Annotated in this window: 15 protein-coding genes; 5 read left to right on the plus strand and 10 right to left on the minus strand. The window is 67.7% G+C overall.

All coding sequences use genetic code 11. The annotated features are described in order from the left end of the window. Positions 1–8 precede the first annotated feature (8 nt). The 3 genes from RN629_RS05610 to RN629_RS05620 form a co-directional block, all read right to left on the minus strand. Entirely contained in the window at positions 9–1,136 is a 1,128-nt protein-coding gene (locus tag RN629_RS05610; protein WP_407034287.1) for a glycoside hydrolase family 68 protein, read from the minus strand. Positions 1,137–1,167: 31 nt separating this feature from the next. Further along, a complete protein-coding gene (locus RN629_RS05615; RefSeq protein ID WP_407034288.1) occupies positions 1,168–2,535 on the minus strand; it encodes an MFS transporter in 1,368 nt (455 codons plus the stop codon). A 196-nt stretch (positions 2,536–2,731) separates the two neighbouring features. Further along, positions 2,732–5,017: a S9 family peptidase gene (locus tag RN629_RS05620; RefSeq protein WP_407034289.1), complete on the minus strand. Its 2,286-nt coding sequence runs from the start codon at positions 5,015–5,017 to the stop codon at positions 2,732–2,734. A 138-nt stretch (positions 5,018–5,155) separates the two neighbouring features. Here RN629_RS05620 and RN629_RS05625 point away from each other — a divergent pair, with 138 nt between their 5' ends. Beyond that, a complete protein-coding gene (locus RN629_RS05625; protein ID WP_407034290.1) occupies positions 5,156–6,517 on the plus strand; it encodes an FAD/NAD(P)-binding protein in 1,362 nt (453 codons plus the stop codon). Positions 6,518–6,533: 16 nt separating this feature from the next. On the opposite strand, the gene RN629_RS05630 is transcribed toward RN629_RS05625, so the two are convergent. The 5 genes from RN629_RS05630 to RN629_RS05650 all read right to left on the minus strand — a co-directional run bounded on the left by RN629_RS05630 (position 6,534) and on the right by RN629_RS05650 (position 14,556). Beyond that, positions 6,534–7,967, minus strand: coding sequence for an efflux transporter outer membrane subunit (locus RN629_RS05630; protein ID WP_407034291.1), 1,434 nt, complete (start codon positions 7,965–7,967; stop codon positions 6,534–6,536). After that, entirely contained in the window at positions 7,960–9,135 is a 1,176-nt protein-coding gene (locus RN629_RS05635) for an efflux RND transporter periplasmic adaptor subunit (RefSeq protein ID WP_407034292.1), read from the minus strand. The genes RN629_RS05630 and RN629_RS05635 overlap by 8 nt, the downstream gene beginning before the upstream one ends. Beyond that, entirely contained in the window at positions 9,128–12,409 is a 3,282-nt protein-coding gene (locus RN629_RS05640) for an efflux RND transporter permease subunit (RefSeq protein ID WP_407034293.1), read from the minus strand. Before RN629_RS05640 ends, RN629_RS05635 begins: the two co-directional genes overlap by 8 nt. 130 nt (positions 12,410–12,539) lie before the next feature. Next, positions 12,540–13,892 carry a sensor histidine kinase gene (locus RN629_RS05645; protein ID WP_407034294.1) on the minus strand — a complete coding sequence of 451 codons (1,353 nt, stop codon included), beginning with the start codon at positions 13,890–13,892 and terminating at the stop codon, positions 12,540–12,542. Next, a complete protein-coding gene (locus RN629_RS05650) occupies positions 13,882–14,556 on the minus strand; it encodes a response regulator transcription factor (protein WP_407034295.1) in 675 nt (224 codons plus the stop codon). Before RN629_RS05650 ends, RN629_RS05645 begins: the two co-directional genes overlap by 11 nt. A gap of 134 nt (positions 14,557–14,690) precedes the next feature. Here RN629_RS05650 and RN629_RS05655 point away from each other — a divergent pair, with 134 nt between their 5' ends. Continuing rightward, positions 14,691–14,954, plus strand: a complete 264-nt coding sequence (locus tag RN629_RS05655; protein ID WP_407034296.1) for a hypothetical protein — start codon at positions 14,691–14,693, stop codon at positions 14,952–14,954. A 44-nt stretch (positions 14,955–14,998) separates the two neighbouring features. Here RN629_RS05655 and RN629_RS05660 read toward each other — a convergent pair whose 3' ends face one another. Together RN629_RS05660 and RN629_RS05665 are read right to left on the minus strand one after the other, a co-directional pair. Next, positions 14,999–16,057 (minus strand): ATP-binding protein, encoded by a 1,059-nt coding sequence (locus tag RN629_RS05660; RefSeq protein ID WP_407034297.1) that lies wholly within the window; start codon positions 16,055–16,057, stop codon positions 14,999–15,001. Next, entirely contained in the window at positions 16,054–16,731 is a 678-nt protein-coding gene (locus RN629_RS05665) for a response regulator (protein ID WP_407034298.1), read from the minus strand. The genes RN629_RS05660 and RN629_RS05665 overlap by 4 nt, the downstream gene beginning before the upstream one ends. Before the next feature lie 520 nt (positions 16,732–17,251). Between RN629_RS05665 and RN629_RS05670 the strand changes: the two genes are divergently transcribed. The 3 genes from RN629_RS05670 to RN629_RS05680 all read left to right on the plus strand — a co-directional run bounded on the left by RN629_RS05670 (position 17,252) and on the right by RN629_RS05680 (position 21,380). After that, positions 17,252–17,782, plus strand: coding sequence for a sigma-70 family RNA polymerase sigma factor (locus RN629_RS05670; RefSeq protein WP_407034299.1), 531 nt, complete (start codon positions 17,252–17,254; stop codon positions 17,780–17,782). Between the two features lie 65 nt (positions 17,783–17,847). Then, on the plus strand, positions 17,848–18,786 hold the full coding sequence (locus RN629_RS05675) for a FecR family protein (RefSeq protein WP_407034300.1): 939 nt from the start codon (positions 17,848–17,850) through the stop codon (positions 18,784–18,786). Positions 18,787–18,902: 116 nt separating this feature from the next. Continuing rightward, positions 18,903–21,380, plus strand: a complete 2,478-nt coding sequence (locus RN629_RS05680; protein WP_407034301.1) for a TonB-dependent receptor domain-containing protein — start codon at positions 18,903–18,905, stop codon at positions 21,378–21,380. The last annotated feature ends 88 nt before the right edge of the window (positions 21,381–21,468 follow it).

A 21,468-nucleotide genomic window follows, 5' to 3' on the forward strand; every position in this document is an offset into this window, starting at 1 on the left:
GCCGGGCGTCAGCCCTGGGCGATCGTCACCCGGTCGCCCGCGAAATCCAGCCGGAACCACGGCGCCGCCGTGCCCCCGAAACGGGCGCGGCGCAGCACGGGGTCGGCGGCGGCATCGCGGCCCTCTAGCCCCCAATAATCGACGAAGCTGATGACCTGGCCTTCGCCCGTCACCCACCAGCAATAGGCCTGGGTCGGTTCCTCGGCCGGATTGGCCGCGACCAGCCCGGTGCCGTTGACCGGCCGCCATGGTCCTGCCATTCGCTCCGCGACCATCGCATAGAGCCCGGTCGGCGCGCCGATGCCCGGGGCGAAACGTTTGGCCTGGGTCGACCAAAAGCAATAGTAACGGCCGTCGCGCAGGATGATGTGTGGCCGCTCCAACTCGCTGTTGACCCCCAACGCGTCGATCAGCGGCGGTCGCAGCATCCAGCGTCCTCGCTCGCGCCTCGCCACGCCGATCACCCCGTCGCGCGGCTGGTTTACCCAGCCCGCCGAGCCGGTGAACAGCAGATAGTCGGTTCCGTCCGCCGGATCGCGGAAATAGCCGGGATCGCGAAACCCCTTGATCCCGCCATTTTCGGGTTCGGCCTGGTTGGCGACGATGTAATGATGGCCGTCCGCCGCGACGCTCTCGACCGGCGTGCTCCAGCCTTCCAATCGGGCATGCTCGCCGTCGAGCATGAAGCGGCCCGTCGTCTCGAACAGGCGTTGTTCGAAGGTATGCGGGCCGTCCCGCCGCCCCGAGGCGGTGAAATACAGGGTCAGCGTCGCATCGTCCTCGCCCAGCACCGCCGAGCCGGACCATTCGCGGCTGCCCGGCGTGAACCCGTCGGGAAAGGTGACGCCGTGATCGCGCCAGCCATCCGCGCCGTGGCTGGTCAGGCGGATGCGCGCTGCGTCGTGCCGCGTCTCGGGATCGTCGAAGCGCGGCGTCGCCAGGAAGAACCACCAGCTCCGCCCGGCCAGAAAGGCGGTGCGGCCATCGGCATAGGCGATCGGCCACATGTCCCACAGGTCATGGCCGGGCAGGATCGGCACGACATCGGCGGCGGTGAGGATCGGCAGCCGGGCATCGGCCTGGGCGGCGATCCCGGCCAGCGCGTCGGCGGACCAATGGGCGGGGGTCAGGGTCATGCTATCTCGGACAGGATGTTTCGGGGGGAGATCAGGCCGGGCGCGCGGCATCGCGCGGCATTCCCGTGGCCGGACAGGGGCGGACCGAGACGACCGCGATGGCGGCCAGCACCATCAGCACGCCGCACAGGCTCAGCACGTTGCGCGGGTCGCCGCCCAGCCAGCCTTGGTAGACGAGCGGCAGCGTCACGCCGAAGATCAGCATCGGAATGACGATCATCATGTTGAAAATGCCCATATAGACGCCGGTGCGCGCGGGCGGGATCGATCCGGCAAGGATGACATAGGGGTTGCCCATCATGCTGGCCCAGCCCAGCCCGATGCCGATCGCGGGCAGGAACAGCATCGCCTTGCTGGTCATGTGCGGCATGGCGATCATGCCTGCGCCCGCGATCACCAGGCAGAGCGCATGGAGCGGCGCGGCACCCCAGCGTCGTGCGAGCGGCACCATGGCGAAGGCCGCGAGGAAGGCGATGCCGTTGTAGAAGGCCGCGACCTCGCCATTGGTCAGCACCGCGGCGTGAAAGCCCGACGAGGTTGCGTCGGCGGTGCGATAGACCGATCGGCCGATCGCGTAGATGACATAGTTCCAATAGGCCATCATCGCATACCATTGGAACAGGCTCATCAGCGCCAGCTTGCGCATCGGCAGCGGCATGGCGCGGATCGCCCCGCCAATCTCCTTCAGCGTCGCCCCGATCCCCTTGGGCACGGCCGCGATGCGCGCGCGATCCTCGGGCGACAGCGGCAGTTCGGGCACGCGCCGGATCGACCAGATGATGGTGACGAAGGACAGCACTGCCCCGATCATGAAGACCACGCGCGCGGTATAGGGGATATGATGCCCGTCGACCCCGTCGGGGTTCATGCCCGCCCAGACGAGGATGGACGGGGTGAGGAAGGCGAGCATCTGCGCCAGCCCGGTAAAGGCGCTTTGCGTCAGGAAACCGATATTGTGCTGGGTCTCGTCCAGCCGGTCGGAGACATAGGCGCGGTAGGGCTCCATCGTGATGTTGTTGCCCGCATCGAGAATCCAGAGCAGCGACACCGCCATCAGCAACGACGAGCTGAGCGGCATGAAGAACAGCCCCAGCGCGCACAGCACCGCGCCGACCAGGAAATAGGGGGTGCGCCGGCCCCAGCGGCTGTCCGTCCGGTCGCTCATCGCGCCGATCAGCGGCTGGATCAACAACCCGGTCATCGGCCCCGCGAGCTGCAACAGCGGGATCTGCGCCTCGGACGCGCCGAGATAGCTGTAGATCGGGGCCATGTTGCCCTGTTGCAGCCCGAAGCTGAATTGCAGGCCCAGAAAGCCAAGATTCATCTCCAGAATGCGGACGAGCGAGAGGCGGGGCTTGGACCGGGCCTTGGTTCCGGCGGCGGAGGTGGACGGGGTCATCGGATCCTCTCGCGCGGGGTTGGGACCGTGTCTCTGGCACCGGCTTGCCGCGTCGGTCGCTGTCATGGCGCGTCGGTCGGCCGATTGCAACAAACGATTGCAAGGATTGTGGTGAACGATGCTCTGCCGCTCCATCGCCGTCCCGGCGCGGGTCAGCGAGGCGATTGGGGAGGGGTGAGAGAAGGCGGAGCGAGCCTCAATGCCCGCCGGGCGGCAGGTTCGTTTCCAGATAACGGGTCATCAGCGAATAGAGATGGATGCTGGTATTCTCGCCCTCATAAATGCCATGGCTGCGATCGGGATAGGCCATCATCGTGAACGGCTTGTTGAAGTGGATCAGGCGATCCACGAGCTGATCCTGGTTCTGGTAATGGACATTGTCGTCGCCGGTGCCGTGGATCAGCAGCAGATTGCCCTTCAGCCGGTCGGCGAAGGTGATGGGCGAGCCGTTCCTGTACCCGTCCGCATTGTCCTGCGGCAGGCCCATATAGCGTTCCTGATAGACGGTGTCGTAGAGCGTCATGTCGGTCGGCCCCGCGACCGCGATGCCGGTCTTGTAGAGGTCGGGATAGCGGAACAGCGCGTTCTGCGTCATCGCGCCGCCGCCGCTCCAGCCCCAGATGCCGATCCGGTCGGGATCGATATAGGGCCGCGTCGCCAGCATCCTGCGCACCCCCGCCGCATAATCGGCCGAGGCGAGGATGCCGACCTGGCGGTAGATGCTCTTGCGCCAGTCGCGTCCGCGCGGGCTTGCGGTGCCGCGCGGATCGAGGCTGGCGACCAGATAGCCCTTTTGCGCCAGCATCCGGTGCCACAGCCCCTGCGATCCGGCCCAGCGGTCCGCGACCGTCTGGCCCCATGGCTCGCCATAGACGAAATAGAGGATCGGATAGCGTTTGGCGGGGTCGAAGCCCGGCGGCCTGATGAGCCAGCCGTCGAGTTGCGTGCCCTTGCCGATGTCGACGCGAAAAAACTCGGTCGGGGCCAGTTGCGTGTCCTTCACCACCGCCGCGAGCGGCGCGTTGGTGACGAGCGTGCGCAGCGGCTGCTGGCGCGTCATGTCGAGCATGTCGGTCACCGGCGGTGCGTCGAAGCGCGAGACGGTGTGCAGCGCCCAATGCTCGCCGGGCGCGATGTCATAGCTGTGCGTGCCCGGCTGGTCTGCCGGGGTCAGTCGCTCGACCCGGGGCGTCCCGGCCAGGGTGGTGCGGTAGAGATAGCGCTGGGTTGGATTTTCGGGCGCGGCGATGAACCAGGCATAGCCCGCCTTCGCATCGACCTTGAGCAGTTCGATGACGTCGAACGCGCCCGGCGTGCGCAGCGTCGCGCGGCCGCTGGTCCGGTCGACGGTATAAAGATGCCGCCAGCCGTCGCGCTCCGACAGCCAGGTGAAGGCGCGACCGCCGTCGAGCCATTCGGGCGTCGGATTGGCCTCGACCCAGGCCGCGTCCCTTTCGGTCAGGACCGGGCGCACCGCGCCGGTCGCGGGGTCGCCGAGCAGGACTTTATAGATATTCTGCAGGCGGTTGGACTGCTGAATGAACACCGCATCCGAACCACCCGCCCAGCTCATCTGCGGCACATAATGCTGGCGTGGATCGCCCTCCAGCCGGAACCAGCGGGTCTGCCCGCCATCGATGTCGACCGCGCCGACCGTCACCGCCGAATTGGTCGTGCCCGCCTTGGGATATTGCAGCGGGATGATGCTGGAATATTGGCCGCCGGTATTCTTGATCATGTAGAAGGTGCCGACGCCGCGCGTGTCGAACCGGAAAAAGGCGATGCGGCGCGAGTCCGGGCTCCACGCGAAGGCGCGGTGGAGCGAGAACTCCTCCTCATATACCCAGTCGGCCAGCCCGTTGACGATATAGGCATCGCCGTCCGTGGTCAGCGCGACCGGCGCGCCGCCCTCGACCGGCTGCACATACAGATTGTTGGCATGGACATAGGCAATGCGACGGCTGTCGGGGGAGAAGCTGGCATAGAGGATGGTGGAGGGCGCGGCATCGCCACCGACCTTGGTCAGCGCGTGCGTCGTCATGTCGAACAGCCAGTAATCGGACAGCGCGCTGGTCCGGCGAAAGCGCTTGCCATTGGTACGGATCAGCAACCGGCGATGGTCGGGCGACCAATCATAGCCCTCGATCGACAGCGGCGTCCTGCTGCCCGGCGGGACCAGATCGGCGGCGGCGACCATCACCGTACGCTGGCCATCCACGATGCGATAGCGAACGATATCCTGCCCGCCCTTGGCCGCATTCTCGATCGCCAGATAGCTCTCGCCGTCCTCGCTCCACCGGCTGGCGCGAACCGCCTCGGTCGGGACCGCCCCGGCGCCGAAGATCGTTTGGACGGACAGGGCGCGGGGCGTCGGGGCTTCGGCCGACGGGGCACCGGATCGGGGCTGGGCGGCGATCGGTGCGGCCAGCGTCAGCGTGGAAAGCGAGAGGAAAACGCCGGAAACCCGCCCAAAAAATCGCATCGAACCGTCCATGAGAAAAGCCATGAACCGGCAGCGTAACGGGGCTCCGCAACATCGTATACCGAAATCGTGATGGCGTCGGGCGGCAATCCGATTAGAGCATGGGGCGGCTCGAGACGGTAGGGAATGGATCGGATCATGACATCGGGTGTCGATCATGTCGCGATCATCGGCGGCGGTTTTGCGGGGAGTTTGCTGGCGATCAACCTGGTCCGCCATGGCGGACCGCGCGCGACGTTGATCGAACGGTCCGCCACCCGGTTGGCGCGTGGCGTCGCCTATAGCGCGGCCCATGCCGAGCATCTGCTCAACGTCCGCGCGGGCAATATGAGCGCGCTGCGCGACGATCCTGACCATTTCGTCCGCTGGTTGCAGGCGCGCGGGGCGGGCGATGGCCGGACCTTCGTGCCGCGCCGGGTCTATGGCGATTATCTGCGCGACCTTTTGATGGAGACGATCGCGGCCGATCCGACCCGGCTGACGCTGGTCTCGGGCGAGGTGGTGGCCCTGGCGCGCGACGGCGCGCGATACCGGCTCGACCTGGCCGAGGGAGATGCATTGACGGCGGATGTGGCGGTGCTGGCGCTGGGCAATCTGCCGCCGCACACCCCGCCCGGCATCGATCCGGGGCGATTGCCCGAAGGGTGCTATCGCGAAGATCCCTGGGCGGGCGATGTCGCCGCCGGGCTGACGGAGCGGGACAGCGTGCTGCTGGTGGGCAGCGGCCTGACTGCGATCGACGCCGCTTTGCTGCTCGATTCCAGCGGGTTTGGCGGGCGGATCGTCGCGGTCTCGCGGCGCGGCCTCGCACCGCGCCGTCATGCGGAGACGCCGCCGGTGACGCCGCTGCGCGAACGTCCGGCCACGTCGCTGTCCGGGCTGGTCCGCCATGTTCGTTGCGCGGCGGCCGAGCAGGGCTGGCGCGCGGCGGTCGACAGCCTGCGCCCGGTGACCCAGAGGATGTGGGCGGCGGCGGACGACGAGACGCGCGCGCGCTTCCTGCGCCATTTGCGGCCCTATTGGGACGTGCATCGCCACCGGCTGGCCCCCTCGATCGCGGCGCGGGTCGACACGCTGGTCGAGGCGGGGCGGCTGAGCATCGCGGGCGGCAAGCTGGTCCGGGTCGAGGCCGATGGCGATGGCGCGCGGGTCGATTGGCGGCCGCGCGGGACCGATCGGGTCGCGACGCTGCGGGTTGCGCGGATCGTCAACTGCACGGGGCCGCAGGGCGACCTGCTGCGCTCGCGCGAGCCGCTGATCCGGCAGTTGCTGGCGACGGGCATGATCCGTCCCGATGCCCTGCGCATCGGGCTGGACGTCGATGCGCAGAGCCATGTCGTGGCCGCCGATGGCCGCGTCGACGACCGATTCTATTGCATCGGCCCGATGACGCGCGGCGGCTTGTGGGAGGTGGTCGCGGTGCCCGATCTGCGTCAGCAGAATTGGGACCTCGCGCGCCGCCTCGCCCATGCCCAATGGGTGGGGGGCGAGGGGCTTTAGGTCGTCCCCTCGCGCCTTATTGCGTCCACCCACCGCCCAGCGCACGGAACAGCGCGACACTGGCGGACAGCCGCTGGGTTTCCAGCGCGATCGCCGTCTCCCGGTCGCGCAGCGCCGCTTCCTGGGCGGTGGCGACGTCCAGATAGGTCGCCGCGCCCTTCACATAGCGATCGAGCGCGATCCGTTCGGTGCTTGCCGCCGCCTGCACCGCCTGGTCCTGCGCGGTCTGCGCCGAGCCCAGATGATGGAGCGACGCGAGCGCATCCTCGACATCCTGGAATGCGCCCAGCGCACGGCCGCGATAGTCGGCGCTGGCGGCGTTCCAGTCGGCGCGCGCGGCGGCGACGTCGGCGCGGCGCTTGCCGCCATCGAACAGGTTGAGGATCGCCCCCGGCCCGATCGCCCAGAACAGATTGGGCGCCGTGACCAGCCCGGCCAGCGCCGTGCCCTGGAAGCCGCCATTGCCGCCCAGCGTGACCTGCGGGAAGAAGGCCGCCTTGGCGACGCCGATCCGCGCATTGGCGGCGGCCATTCGCCGCTCCGCCGCCGCGACATCGGGACGATGGGCGAGCAATGTCGAGGGCAGGGCGGCCGGAATCGCGGGCAGGGCGAGCGCGGTCTGGCTCCGCGCGATCGAGAAGGTCGAGGCGGGCTGGCCCACCAGGCTGGCGATCGCATGTTCGGTCACGGCGCGCGCGGCCTCCACCTCGGCATATTGCGCCCGCGCCTCGCCCAGCAGGGCACCGGCGCGTCCGACATCCATGCCGGTCGCGATGCCCCCCGCAAAGCGGTTGCGGGTCAGCGCATCGGCCTTGGCAAAGGCATCGATCGTCTGGGTCAGCAGCGCGAGTTGACGATCCTGTCCCCGCAAGACGATGAAATCGGACGCCAACTGGCCCTGCAGGGCCAGCTTCACCGCGGCCAGATCGTCGCGGCTCGCTTCCGCCAGCGCCCGGCCCGAGGCGACCGAGTTGCGCACCCGGCCCCATAGATCGGCTTCATAGCCGACATCGCCGCCCAGCGTCGCGGCGGTGTAGAAATCCGGCCCCGAGCGGTTGAGGCGCAATGGGCGCGTATCCGACTGGCGGTTGCGGGACAGGCCGGGGGTCAGCTCGACATGCGGGAACAGCCCCGACCTAGCGCCGGCGAGCGTGGCACGGGCCAGGTCATAGCGGGCCAGCGCCCCGGCCAGCGTCGGATTGTCCTGCGCGATCCGGCCTTCCAGCGCGTTCAGCGCCGGATCGTCGAAGCTGGTCCACCAATCGGCGCGCGGTGCGGCGGCGAGGGTGTCGGCGGGCTTCCACACCGGGTCGGCCACCGCCTCCTTGAAAACGGGCGGCGCGGGCATGACGGGAGGATGATAGGCGGGCGCCATCGAGCAGCCGCCCAGCAGGCTTAGCGCGGCCCCCGCCAGCCAGCGTCGCGCGCGGCGGGACAGGGGATCAGCCATGACGATCGGTCCCCACGCGCACCAGTTCGCCCTGCGCGAGCGAGTCCGGCGGATTGTCGACGACCTGCGCGCCCGCCGCGATGCCCGACAGGATCTGCACGGTCGGCCCGTCGTCGCGGCCGATCTGCACCGCATGCATCTGCACCCGGCCATGCGGATCGACGGTGGCGAGCTGTGCGCCCTTCGCCCCGTACAGGATGGCGCTGGACGGCACCTGGACCGATCCGGTGCGACGCGGCAGATCGAAGCTCGCCTGCGCATAGCCGCCGGGCTTCAGGGCGCCGTCGGGATTGTCGGCGAAGAGCTGGACGCGGAATGCGCCAGTTTGCGTGTCGACCGCGCTCGAAAGGCCCGCCACCGTCGCGGTGAAGGTCCGCCCCGAAAAGGCCGGGACGGTCAGCGCCGCGGTCATGCCCGGCTTGATCGTGGCGGACAGCGATTGCGGGACGCTGACATAGACGCGGATGCGATGGGTGTCGGCGACATCGAACATGGGATGCTGCGCCGCCGCGCCGGGGCCGACCAGATCGCCGACCTCGGCATTGCGGGCGGTGACGAGTCCGGTGAACGGCGCGCGGATGACCGCATAGCCCTTCATCGCCAGCAGCCGCGACAGCGCCGCGCGTGCCTCGGCCACGCCCGCCGCCTTGACCGCCAGGTCGCTATTCTTCTCATCCACCTCCTGCTTCGACACCGAGGCGGTGGTCAGCAGGTCGTTCCAGCGCGCGGCGGTGCTGCGCGCCAGTTTCTCATGCGCGATGGCGCTGGTCAGCGCGGCGCGCGCCTGCCCGATCTGTTCGTCCAGTTCCGGCGTGTCGATCACGCCCAGCGGCTGGCCCGTGCCGACCCGCGCGCCAATGTCCTGCGACCAGCTGCGCACATAGCCGCTGACGCGCGGGAAGAGGTGTGCTGCCTCCCACGCCTCCAGCGTCGCGGGCAGGTCGAGCATGTTGTTGGCGGCCCCACCCGTGACCGGCACCAGATGCACCGTCGGGATGGCGTTGGTGGTGGACCAGTTCGCCGCCGCCTCGACGTCATGGCTGCGGGTCAGCGCGCCGAAGCCGACCACGCCGATCGCCACCGCCACGGCGGCGATCCCGGCGAGTTTCAGGCCCTTGGGGGCCGGGGTGTCGGTCGACACGATGGGGGCCGGGGCGGCGTCATGCATGGATCGCATCTCCGATGGTGCGTTCGTTGGATGGGGTATTGGCGTTGGATGGGGTATTGGCGTTGGTTGGAGCGTCGGACGTGTCTTCGGGCGTCGAGGACGCGGCCTTGCGGCGATGGGCGATGGCGAAGACGACGGGGACGAAGACCAGGGTGGCGAGCGTCGCGCAGATCAACCCGCCGATCACCGCACGACCGAGCGGCGCGTTCTGCTCGCCGCCTTCGCCCATGCCGAGCGCCATGGGGGCCATGCCGATGATCATCGACAGCGCGGTCATCAGCACCGGACGGAAGCGGGTGGCCCCGGCCTCCATCGCGGCCTGGATCGCATCGCCGCACGCCGCCAGCCGTTCGCGGGCGAAGCTGACCACCAGCACGCTGTTGGCGGTGGCGACGCCCATGCACATGATCGCGCCGGTCAGGGCAGGGACGCTGAGCGGGGTGTGCGTCGCGAACAGCATCCAGACGATCCCGGCCAGCGCGGCGGGCAATGCGGTGACGATCACGAACGGATCGACCCAGCTCTGGAAGTTCACGACGATCAGCAGGTAGATCAGCACGATCGCGCCCGCCAGCCCCAGGACCAGGCCGGTGAAGGCCGAGTTCATCGTCTCCACCTGACCGCGCAGCGCGACGGTCGTCCCCTTGGGCAGTTGCGCCTTGGTGTCGCTCAACACCTGGCGGATGTCGGCGGCGACGGCACCCAGGTCACGGCCCTGCGTCGTCGCATAGACGTTGAACACCGGCTGCACCGCATAGTGGGAAACCAGCGCCGGGCTGGGTTCGCGGTGCAGCGTGCCCAGCGCGCGCAGCGTCTGGACATTGCCGGGCGTGCTGCCGGTGATCGGCAGGTTGTCGAGCTGCTCGACGGTGCCGGCCCGATATTGCGGGGCCTGCACGACGATCGGGTAGGACACGCCGTTCTTCGGGTTGAGCCAGAAGGTCGGTGCGATCTGCGCACTGCCCGCCAGGTTGACGGTCAGGCTGCGCGTCACGTCGTTTTCGGTGATGCCCATCCGGCTTGCCTGCTGGCGGTCCACGTCGACGGCATATTCGGGATAGTTGGACGCCTGTTGCAGGTGGACATCGGCCAGGCCCGGAATGCGCGCCAGCCGGGCGACGAGCATCCGTGCATAGGCCTCTCCACCCTTGATATCCGTCCCCGCCACCTGCACGTCGATCGGCGCGGGGGCGCCGAAATTCAGGATCTGGCTGACGATATCGGCGGGCAGGAAAGCGAAGCTCGATCCGGGAAAGGCGTGCGGCAGGGTTTCACGCAGCGTCCTGACGAAGCCGGCGGTGGGGCTGTGCCCCTCCTTCAGCGTGACCAGGATGTCGCCGTCCTGCGGACCGACGCCGCCGGTGTTGGAATAGGCGCGGTTGATGCCGCTGACCGGCAGGCCGATATTGTCGACGATGGTGTCGAGCTGGTCGGCCGGGATGGTCGCACGGATGCGGCCTTCGATATGGTCGAACAGCGCGGCCGTCTCCTCGATCCGCGAACCGACCGGGGCGCGGACGTGCAGGCTGATCTGGCCGGCATCGACGGCGGGGAAAAAGTTGCGACCCAGCATCGGCACCAGCGCGAAGGACAGCAGCACCACGGTCATGAAGGCGATCACGAACGGCTTGCGCCGGGACAGCGCGTAGGCGAGCAACTGCGTGTAATAGGCGCGCACCGTTTCGAACCGCGCCTCGAACCCATGCTGGAAGCGGCGCAGCGGATTGCGCGAGGTCGGCCGTCCCGCCTGGGCGTCATGCGTCACCATCACCTCGGCGGTGTGCGGCCCGGCATGATCGCGCAGCAGGTAATTGCCCATCGTCGGCACCAGCGTGCGCGACAGGACGAACGAGGCGATCATCGCGAACACCACCGCCATCGCCATCGGCGCGAACAGGAAGCCCGCGACGCCCGGCAGGAAGAACATCGGCAGGAAGGCGATGCAGATGCACAGCAGCGAGACAAATGCCGGGCCGACGATCTGCTTGGCGCCGTCCAGGATCGCCTCGCGCACCGGCTTGCCCTGTTCCAGGTGCCAGTTGATATTCTCGATCGTCACCGTGGCGTCGTCGACCAGGATGCCGACGGCCAGCGACAGGCCGCCCAGCGTCATGATGTTGAGCGTCTGCCCGGCGATCGACAGTGCCGCGATCGCGGCGAGGATGGCGAGCGGGATCGACGCCGCGATGATGATCGTGGAGCGCCAGGAGCCGAGGAACAGCAGGATCATCAGGCTGGTCAGCACCGCCGCGATCACGCCTTCGCGCATCACGCCGGAGACCGCGGCCTTCACGAACATGGACTGGTCGGACAGCAGCTTGACGTTCAGGCCGGGGGGCAGGGTCGCCTCCAGGCGCGGCATCAGCGCCTTGGCCTGATCGACGATCGCGATGGTCGAGGCCGAGCCGCTTTTCAGCACGGTCATCAGCACCGAGCGTGCGCCGTCGACCCGCACTTCATTGCGTTGCGGCGGCGAACCGTCGCGGACATGGGCCACGTCGCGCATCAGCACGGTCGTGCCGTCCACCGTCTTGATCGGGAGGGCGTTCAGGTCATCGATCGCGTCGGGGCTGTTGTTCAGGCGCAGATTATATTCGAACGCGCCGATCTTGGCGGTGCCCGACGGAATGATCTGGTTCTGCTGCGCCAGCGCGTTGGCGACGTCGGTAGCGGACAGGCGGTGCGCCTGCAGCGCGGCCGGATCGATGTCGATCTGGACCTGCCGTTCCTTGCCGCCATAGGGCGAGGGGATTGCCGCGCCCTGGACCGAGGCCAGCGCCGGGCGGATCATATTCTGTCCGAGATCGTAGATCTTCTGTTCGGACAGGCCCTTGCCCGACAGGGCGAGTTGCAGGATCGGCACGGTGGAGGCGTTGTAGTTCAGGATCAGCGGTGGCGTGATGCCTGGCGGCATCTGTTTCAGCACGGTCTGCGATGCCGCCGTCACCTGCGCGGTGGCGGTGCGGATATCGACGCCGGGGCGGAAGAAGATCTTGACGATGCCGACGCCGAGCAGCGACTGACTTTCGATATGGTCGATATCGTTGACCGTCGCGGACAGCGAGCGTTCGTAATAATAGATGACGCGCCCCGACATGTCGCGCGGCGGCAGGCCCTTATAGGTCCAGACCGCGGCGATCACGGGAATGCGGATGTCGGGAAAGATGTCGGTCGGTGTTTCGACCGCGGCGATGCCGCCGCCCAGCACGATCAGGATGGCCAGGACGACGAAGGTATAGGGCTTGCTGAGGGCGAGCTTGACGAGCTGGAGCATGGGCATCCCGATGAGCGGCGCGGACAGGTGTCGGCGACGGCGCGGGGTACAAGGGGGTGGGGAACCCGCGACACGCCGCCGACCCGCGCCTCATCGCGCCGATCGGGAAGCGAGGCGACTTAAATGAATTTCACGCGCGCGGCGCGCGGGTGTCGATCCGTACGGCGAGGCCCGGCCGCGCATCGGACAGGTGCAGCGAGAACCCATGCAGGTGCAGGATCGCCACGACGACGCTCAGGCCCAGGCCGCTGCCGGGCACGCCCTGTATCTCCGATCCGCGGTAGAAACGGCGCAGGACCGCGTCGCGTTCGCCCTCCGGGATGCCGGGGCCGTCGTCCCGCACCTCGATGCCCGCGCCCGTCGCATCCCGCCACGTCGCGATCCGCACCTGCCCGCCGGTGTGGCCGAATTTGAGGGCATTGTCGATCAGGTTGCTCAGCGCTTCGAACAACAGCTTTTCGTCGCCTTCGATGGACAGCGGCGATGCGGCGACCGACAGGCTGATCCCCCGATCCTCGGCCAGCGGCTCGTACAGCTCGCACAACTGGCGCGCGAGCCGCCCCAGGTCGAGGGTGCGGAACCCGGCGCGCCGCCGCCCCGCCTCCAGTTCGGATATGCGCAGCAACGCGGCGAACCGTTCCAGCACCAGGTCGAGATCGGCGGTCGCCCGCGCGATCCCGGTGGCTACTTCCGCCGCGTCGTCGGGGTGATGGCGCAGCGTGTTGAGCGTCGCGCGCACGCGGGTCAGCGGCGTGCGCAGGTCGTGCGCGATGGCGTCGGTCACGCCCTTCACCTGGGCGACGACGCGGCCGACCTCCTCGACGGTCGCATTCATCGTCGCGGCGAACTGGTCCAGTTCGTCATGCCGTCCGGCGATCGGCATCCGGACCGAGAAATCGCCCGCCGCGATTTCACGACTGGCGCGCTGCAGCGCGCGGACCCGGCGCAAGGGGGCCAGGCTGAACCAGATGGCGGCGGCGGTGACGCACAGCAGGATCAGCACGCCGCTGACGATCAACGTTTCCAGGAGGGTGTGGCGCAGGTCGTACAGCAGGCTGATGTCGCGTCCGACCAGCAATGTCTCACCATCGGGGGTGCGCAATGCCATCAGGCGGAACGGTCCGCGCTCGCTGTTGTCGACATCCACCGGACGACCGGGCGCCAGCATGACCAGCGGGCGGACATTGCCGACGATCATCGTGCCGTCCGCCGCGATCAGCGCCATATAGTTGAACCGGGCGCCGTCCCTGCGCAACTCGGCCCGGATACGGTCGGGCAACTGGTCGGCGGGCACGTCGCGCAGTTGCGCTGCCAGACTGTGCAGGATGCGGTCGCTGCGCGCGGTCAGGTCGTGGGCGATGGCGATATAGACCACGCTCAGCATCACGATCAGCCCGGTGACGAACACCGCGCCCAGCATCGCGGACAGGCGAAAGGTGCTGATCCGCACCACTTCGCGCAGGCGAAGCCGGTCAACCGCCATCGAACAGATAGCCTTCGCCCTTTACCGTCTGGATGGGGGAGGGTTGGCCGGGCCGATCGATCTTCTTGCGCAACCGCGCGATATGCACGCTGATGAGGTTGGCGCCGGGATCGAAATAATAGCCCCAGACCTGTTCGAAGATGATGCGCCGGGTCATCACCTCGCCGCGATTGCGCATCAGGAATTCCAGCAGGCGGAATTCCATGTGCAGCAACCGGATGGTGTCGCCGTCCACCCGCGCCGTGCGGCGGACCAGGTCCAGCTCGATCCCGGCGGCGCGCAGGGTCACCGCCTCTGCCTGTTCGCGTCGGCGCAGCAGGACCTCGACCCGCATCGCCATCTCGGCAAAGTCGAACGGCTTGGTCAGGTAATCGTCGCCGCCCGCGCGCAGCCCCTCGATCCGCTGGTCGACGTCGCTCAGCGCGCTGAGCATCAGCACGGGGATGGCGACATGCCGCTCGCGCAGCCTGGCGACCAGCGACAGGCCGTCCAGGCCGGGCAGCATCCGGTCGAGCGTGATCGCGTCGAACGCCTCGCGCGTGGCGAGGTCCAGCCCGGTATCGCCATCCGCGGCGCGCTGCACCTCATGCCCCTGGCGCGCCAGTTCGGCCACGATCGCCGCCGCCGTCGCGTTGTCGTCCTCGATTACCAGAATATGGGCCATGATGACGGCATAGCCGTGCCGTTACCGTAAGGCCATGCGCGCAGGGTCGACGTGAAATTCATTTAAGTCGGAGTCGCGGCGCGCTTGCGCGAAAGAGGAGGGGTTCCGTCCCTTCCTCGCACAAGGATCGTGTCATGCTTCGCCGTTGCCGATGGATCGTCCCGATCGCGCCCATGCTGGTTGTCCTGTCCGGCATGGCGTCGGCCGCGCAGGCGGAGGACGCCGATGATTGCTTCGATGTCGCCGCGCCGATGGCCGAATCGACGCCTTGCTATGTGCCCCATCGTCACAAGGCGAAGCATCGCGACCAGCAGGACGCGCGCGGTCATGACGTGCCGCGGCGCGAGAATGGGCAGGGCCGGTTGAGCCAGGAAACTGCGTCGACGGTGCGGGGCTGATTGCGGCGCTCTGGTCCGGGGAGATGAAACCCGGCGCGTCGGCCCTATGATGCGGTGCTGCGGGGCAGGATGATGCGGAACATCGCCCAATCGGCCGAGCGGGCATAGGTGGCATCGCCGCCATGCGCCCGTGCGATCGACTGCACCACCGCCAGCCCCAGTCCCGATCCGCCGGGCGTCGGCATGCCGCGCGCGAACTGGCGAAAGGCGTGGTCCTGAAACCCGGCGGCAAGGCCGGGGCCACGATCGGCGACGGTGATCGCCGCCGTCTCGTCGGTCCATTCGGTCGAGATGCGCAGCACGCAGGGGTCGGCATGGCGACGGGCATTGTCGACCAGCGCGAGGATCGCCTGGCGGATGCGCGCGGGATCGGCGCGGACGGTGCCGGGCCGCAACGCCATGTCCAGGCCGAAGCCGGCGGGGGTCAGCATCGATGACAGGATCGGGGTCATCTCGGACAGTTCGGCGGCCAGGTCGACGTCGCTCAGCATCAGGTGCAACTGGCCGCTATCGGCCAGGCTGACGCTGCGCAGATCCTCGACCAGCCGGGTCAGCCCTTCCACCTGCTGCATCAGGCCGACGATCAGCGCCTCGTCCAGCGCGAACACGCCGTCCCTCGCGCCCTGAAGCCGTCCGCGAAAGATGGTCAGCGGGGTTCGCAATTCATGTGCGATCTGCGCGTTCCACACCTTCATGTCGTCGGACATGCGTTGCAGCCGGTCGGCCATCGCATTGAAATCGGCGATCAACTGCGCGGTTTCGCCATGCGCCTCGCCGATCACGGCGACGCGGGTGGCTAGGTCGCCCTCGGCGATGCGGTGCGCGGCCTCGCCCACCGCGCCCAGTGGCCGGACGATCCGGCGGGCCAGCCGAACCGCGACCAGCCAGGCCAGCAACACGCCCACGACGCAGACCGACAGCGTGATCGTCACGTCGAGCCAGGTCGTATCCTCCACCCCGGGCGGCAATGGCGAGACGATCCGTTCGCGCTCCAGCACGCCATAGACGATGTAGAAGGCGGCGGTGCTGACCATGGTCGCGATCGTCGCCTGCGCGGCCATGGCGACCGCCAATTGCCGGGTCAGGCTGATCCGGGGTTTCATCCGCGCGACGACAACCGATATCCGACGCCCCGCACGCCCTGCGGCATGTCGGAGGCACCGGCCTGTTCCAGCTTGCGGCGCAGCTTGCTGATATGGCTGTCCACCGTCCGATCGAGCGCGTCCGATCCCGGCAGGCATGCATCCAGCAATTCGCTGCGCCCAAAAACGCGGGTGGGGCTGCGCGCCATATGGGTCAGCAGGCGGAATTCGGTCAGCGTCAGCGCGACCTCGCGCCCGCCGATGCGCACGATATGCGCGGTCGTGTCGATCTCGACCAGGCCGACGCGCAACAGGCCGGTCGCCCGGCTGCCGTCCGTGCGGCGCAGCACCGCCTTGACGCGCGCGACGACTTCGACCGGGTTGAACGGTTTGACGACATAATCGTCCGCGCCGATGCGCAGCGCCTGGAGCTTGTCGATATCCTGGTCCAATGCGGTCAGGACGATGACCGGGCTGTTCCCGCGCCGCCGGATTTCGGACAGCGCTTCCCACCCGTCGACCAGCGGCATGGTGATGTCGAGCAGGATGATGTCGGGCTTCAGGGCCAGATGGAGGTCCAGCGCAGTGCGACCGTCGCCGGCGTGGACCGTGCGAAACCCCTCGCGTTCCAGATAGGCGCGGATGATTTCCGAGATATCCTTGTCATCCTCGGCGATCAGCGCGAGCGGGGTCATCGGGCGGCGGCTTTGCTGGACATGGGGGCGATCATATCAGCGAGCCGGGCGAGGGGACTAGTCGCTCTCCACATGATCTCCACGATACCTCGACGCGGCGGGCACCGAGCGGGAGGCGTCGATGGGCGTGATCCTGTCCGTCGGCGTTTGCGGAACCGGACGCGCTTGCTCGATGGACTGCACGAGCCATTAACCTGTATATCGTTGCGAATGATTGCGAGTCGCAATAAGTCTGTGTGCAAAGAGCCCTGTCCGGCGTGCGGCGCGGATCATAGGGTGCTCAGCCGCAGCGCCTGTCATTGAGGACGTCATGGACCATCAATGCATCCTCGCCTTCGCCCTGCGGTTGCCGCCGCGGTGGAGCATCGGCAGGATGCCGGCGATTGGCCGGGAGCGCCGCCCTTCCTCGCCAAATTCCGGATCGCCCCACCGCACAGCGCTGCGGGGTCATCCGAGACTCGGCGTTCCCGTTGCGGCATGGTCGGAGCCGTGATCGCATGGCCGAACCGCGGCATTGATGATGGATCGGCCCACAACCCGTTTCCTCGCGCTGTTCACCGGCCAGCGGCGACGGCTGATCGCCGAGGCGACGCGCCTGACCGGCGATACGGCATCAGCGGAGGATGTCGTTCAGGAGGCGTGGATCCGCCTGTCGCAAAACGCCGCCGGGACGCGCATTGCCGAGCCGATGGGCTATGTCCGACGGATCGTGCGCAACCTGGCGCTGGACGAATATCGGCAACGCCAGCGGCGCGAACAGGTGACGACGCTCGACCCCGGAATCGATCATGGCGACGATCCCGATAGGCTGGCCTCCCATGCCGCCGGAGCGGATCACGCCCTGATGGCGAGGCAGGACTTGGCGCTGGTCACGGCGGAGCTGGCGCGGATGCCGCCCCGGATGCGCCGTGCGGTCGAGCTTCATCGCCTGTCGGGTGCCCCGCTGCGGGAGATCGCCGCGCAACTGGGCGTGTCGGTGACGACCGCCCATGCGCTGGTGACGGACGGGGTAGAGCGGTGCCGAAAAGCGCTTCGATGGAACCGGCATTGACCGACGATCCGAAAAATACAGCATGCCGTTCGTCTTCCTGCATAAGCGAACCGGTGGGGGACGGAATGGACGGGACCGGATGGGACGGGGACGAAGCCTGTCAGCGCGAGGCGCTGGACTGGATGATCCTGTTGCAGGAGCGCCCAGACGACGACGCGGTGCGGGCGCAGTTCCGGCAATGGCGTCGGGCACCGTGCTGCGATGCGGCGTGGCGCGAACTGGATCGTGTCGACGCTCTGATCGCGCAGGCCGGACCGTTCGCCGTCGTCACGCCCGTCCGCGCCGCCCGTCGCTGGAACCGGCTTGCCCCCTTGGCGATGGCGGCCTGTGTCGCCTTGCTGGTCACGTGGCAGGCGGCGTCACCGTTCGACCGCGCCTGGCCGACGACCGGGACCGGTGAGGTCCGGATCATGCGCCTTGCGGATGGCAGCCGCGTGACCCTGGCGCCGCACAGCGCGGTGGCGATCGATGGTCCGTCCGCCCGCGAGGTGCGGCTGTTGCGCGGCACGGGTTTCTTTGAAGTCCGGCATGACGCCGCCCATCCGTTCCGCGTCCTTGCGGGGGAGGCGGTGGCGACCGATCTGGGGACGGCCTTCGAAGTGCGGCGCGAGGAGGATGTCACCCGCATCGCGGTGCGCGAGGGGCAGGTGCGCGCATCCTGCACCCATGATGCGGTCGTGCCGGTCGAGCTGAACCCCGGCGACACGGTGGCGCTCGACTGCGCGGAAGGGCGGTCTCGCACCTCGTCCGCGCCGCCCTCGGCCATGGCGAGCTGGACGCAGGGCCATCTGCTCGTCACCGACCGGCCGCTGGGCGACGTGGTCGAGGCTTTGCGGCCCTGGTATCGCGGCCTGTTGGTGGCTCGCGGCGCCGGGATGGCGCGGCATGTGACGGGTGTCTACGACCTCCGCCATCCCGATCGGGCCTTGGCCGCCATCCAGATGGCGCATGGCGTGACGGTACGGCAGGTCACGCCGTGGATCATCATCGTCACCGCCGACTGAGCGATTTTTTCACCCTAGCCAAAAAATTTCCGAAAATTCCCGTACGCCCTTCGTCTACCCCATGAATGCGAATCAGATGCATTAGCGATTACATCATTCTAACACATGGGGGGACCGTGACGGACGATTACAGGGAATTTCGGTGGAAGCGTATGGGGCTGGCGCTGGCGCTGACTGCCTCGGTCCTTCCCGCGATGGCGACACCGCTGGCCGCGCAGGCGCAGCAGGCGACCGTGAATGTGAGCATTTCGGCGCAGCCGCTGGGCGATGCGCTGGCCCAGTTCGCGCAACAGGCCCATGTGCAGCTCAGCGTCGATGCGACGTTGCTGACGGGGCTGCGATCGGGCGGTGTCGCCGGGCGGATGGACCGGGCGCGGGCGCTCGATCGCCTGCTGGCGGGCACCGGGCTCGACTGGCGGTTGGCGGACGGCGTGCTGACGCTCCGGCGTCGGCCGGGACAGGCGGTTGCCGGCGCGCAGGGGCCGTTGGTGACCGATGCCTTGCGGGTCGAGGGCGACGAGGCACCGCGCGACATCGCCGCGACACGCGCCGAGCGCGGCCATGACGCGGTGTTCGATCGGGATTATTCCAGCGGCTACAAGGATCGCGAGGAGATCGAGCGGTACAAGGGCGTCACAACCTCCGACCTGTTGACCGGCATGGTCAACGTGCTGAGCGGCGATGCCCGGAACAGCGGCGCGCTCGACCCCAGCATTCGCGGCATTCAAGGGCCGGGGCGCGTGCCCGTCGTGATCGACGGTACGGAACAGGCATTGACCGTCTGGCGCGGCTATAATGGCGCGAGCAACCGCGCCTATGTCGATCCCAACCTGATCTCCGGGCTTCAGGTGCTGCGCGGGCCCAGCGACCAGGGCAATATCCGCAGTTCGACCGGCGGCTCGGTCGTCATCAACACGCTGGACGCCGACGATGTGCTGCGTCCCGGCCGCAACTTCGGCCTCGATGTGCGGGTCGAAGGCGGCAACAACTCGACCGATCCGCGCCTGCCCACGCTGCTGACGGGGCGGGATTACCGCACCGTACCGGGTTTCCCGCAAAGCTCGCCCAGCTTCACGCTGGAGGACCCGTCGCTGCTCATCGTGCCGCGGACCAGCACGAGCAATCACTTCGTCTCGTTCGGCGATCGCGCCGTGCGGGTGGCGGGGGCGGTGCGGATCGAGGGGCTCGATCTGTTCGGCGCCTATGCATATCGCGAACGGGGCAATTATTTTTCCGGCAAGGGCGAGCCGGGCTATTATGAGCAGACGCAACTGCCGTCGAGCAACCTCAATCGCATCCGCCGCATGGCGCTTGGCTTCGCGCCGGGCAGTGAAGTGCCCAATACCTCCAGCAATCTGGAATCGGTGCTGCTGAAGGCGACCTGGCACATCGCCGATGACCAGTATCTGCTGGTCAGCCTGCGCGACAGCGTGACCCGATATGGCGAAATCATGCCGTCGCGCATCCAGGTCGACAAGGGCAATGTGCAATGGCCGCTCAGCAAGGTCCATGCACGTGCCTATAATGCCGAATATAAGTGGCAGCCGGAGACGCGCTGGATCGACCTGAAGGCCAATCTCTGGGCCACCGACACCCGGAGCGACAGCTATAATTCGGGCGGCATGCCCAATTTCGCGACGTTCGCCGATCCGATCCTGATCGACAATGCCCGGGCCAATGCGATCAACAATCGCTATGGTTTCAACGCCACCAACACGATGCGGCTGGGTTCGACGCTCGACCTGACGTTGAGCGGCAACTGGCAGCATGAGAAGCTGGCGTCGCACGACGTCTATGACCCGTCGCGGTTCGAGGGATGGCGGCAATATCCGCGCGCGGGACGGCGAGAGGAGTTTCTGGTCCGGCTGGACGGCGAGTGGCGGCCCGCCAGCTTCCTGAAGCTGAATGCCGGTATAAGCTATGCCGGTTATTGGGCGGTGGACGATTTCGCCCGCAGCCAGATCGCCAAGGGCAACAAGAACCTGAGTGCGACGGCCTATCGGGGGTATGGATCCTGGTTCAACGTCAGTGGCACGGGTGCCGATTTCTTCAAGCGATACTGGCGCAGCCTGCTGACCGACCTCGATTCACAGCAGGCCGACGCCCTGATCGGCGAGTTGTTGCCCGAATATCTGGCCAATCCTTATAAGGTTTCGTTCAATGAACAGGGGCCGACATGGCGCCCCGATGCCCTGGGGCGCTACGCCCGCTCGGACAATCCCTGTCTGAACGGGACGATCAACGGCGTCTCGGGCAATGACGGGACGTGCCGTCTGCAAAGCATCACGGAGTCGGTTCCGATCACCGCCCCGCGTCGTTCTGACCATCGCTGGGCACCCAGCGTCTCGGCCACCGTCTATGCCGACGAACATACCCGCGCCTATGCCCGCTATATCGAGACGTGGCGGTTCCCGAGCATGTTCGAAAGCACGCTGGGCTTTTCGGCTTCGTTCAACCCGCTCGCCCCACTCCAGCCCGAACATGCCAAACTCTATGAGTTCGGCGTGGTCCGCGACCTGCGCAGCCTGTTGCGCCTTAACCGGGAAGACCAGCGCTGTAGCGCGACATCGTCGGTGACTGGTCAGCGACATTGATGGTGATGTGTCAGCGGTGACGTTGGGGATAGTGTCACACGAGGTTGGCCTGGATCAAGAGGCGTTGTCGCGCAGCGATGTCGCTGGC

It is taken from the genome of Facivitalis istanbulensis (genome assembly GCF_040560405.1).
Classification (GTDB): domain Bacteria; phylum Pseudomonadota; class Alphaproteobacteria; order Sphingomonadales; family Sphingomonadaceae; genus Sphingomonas; species Sphingomonas istanbulensis.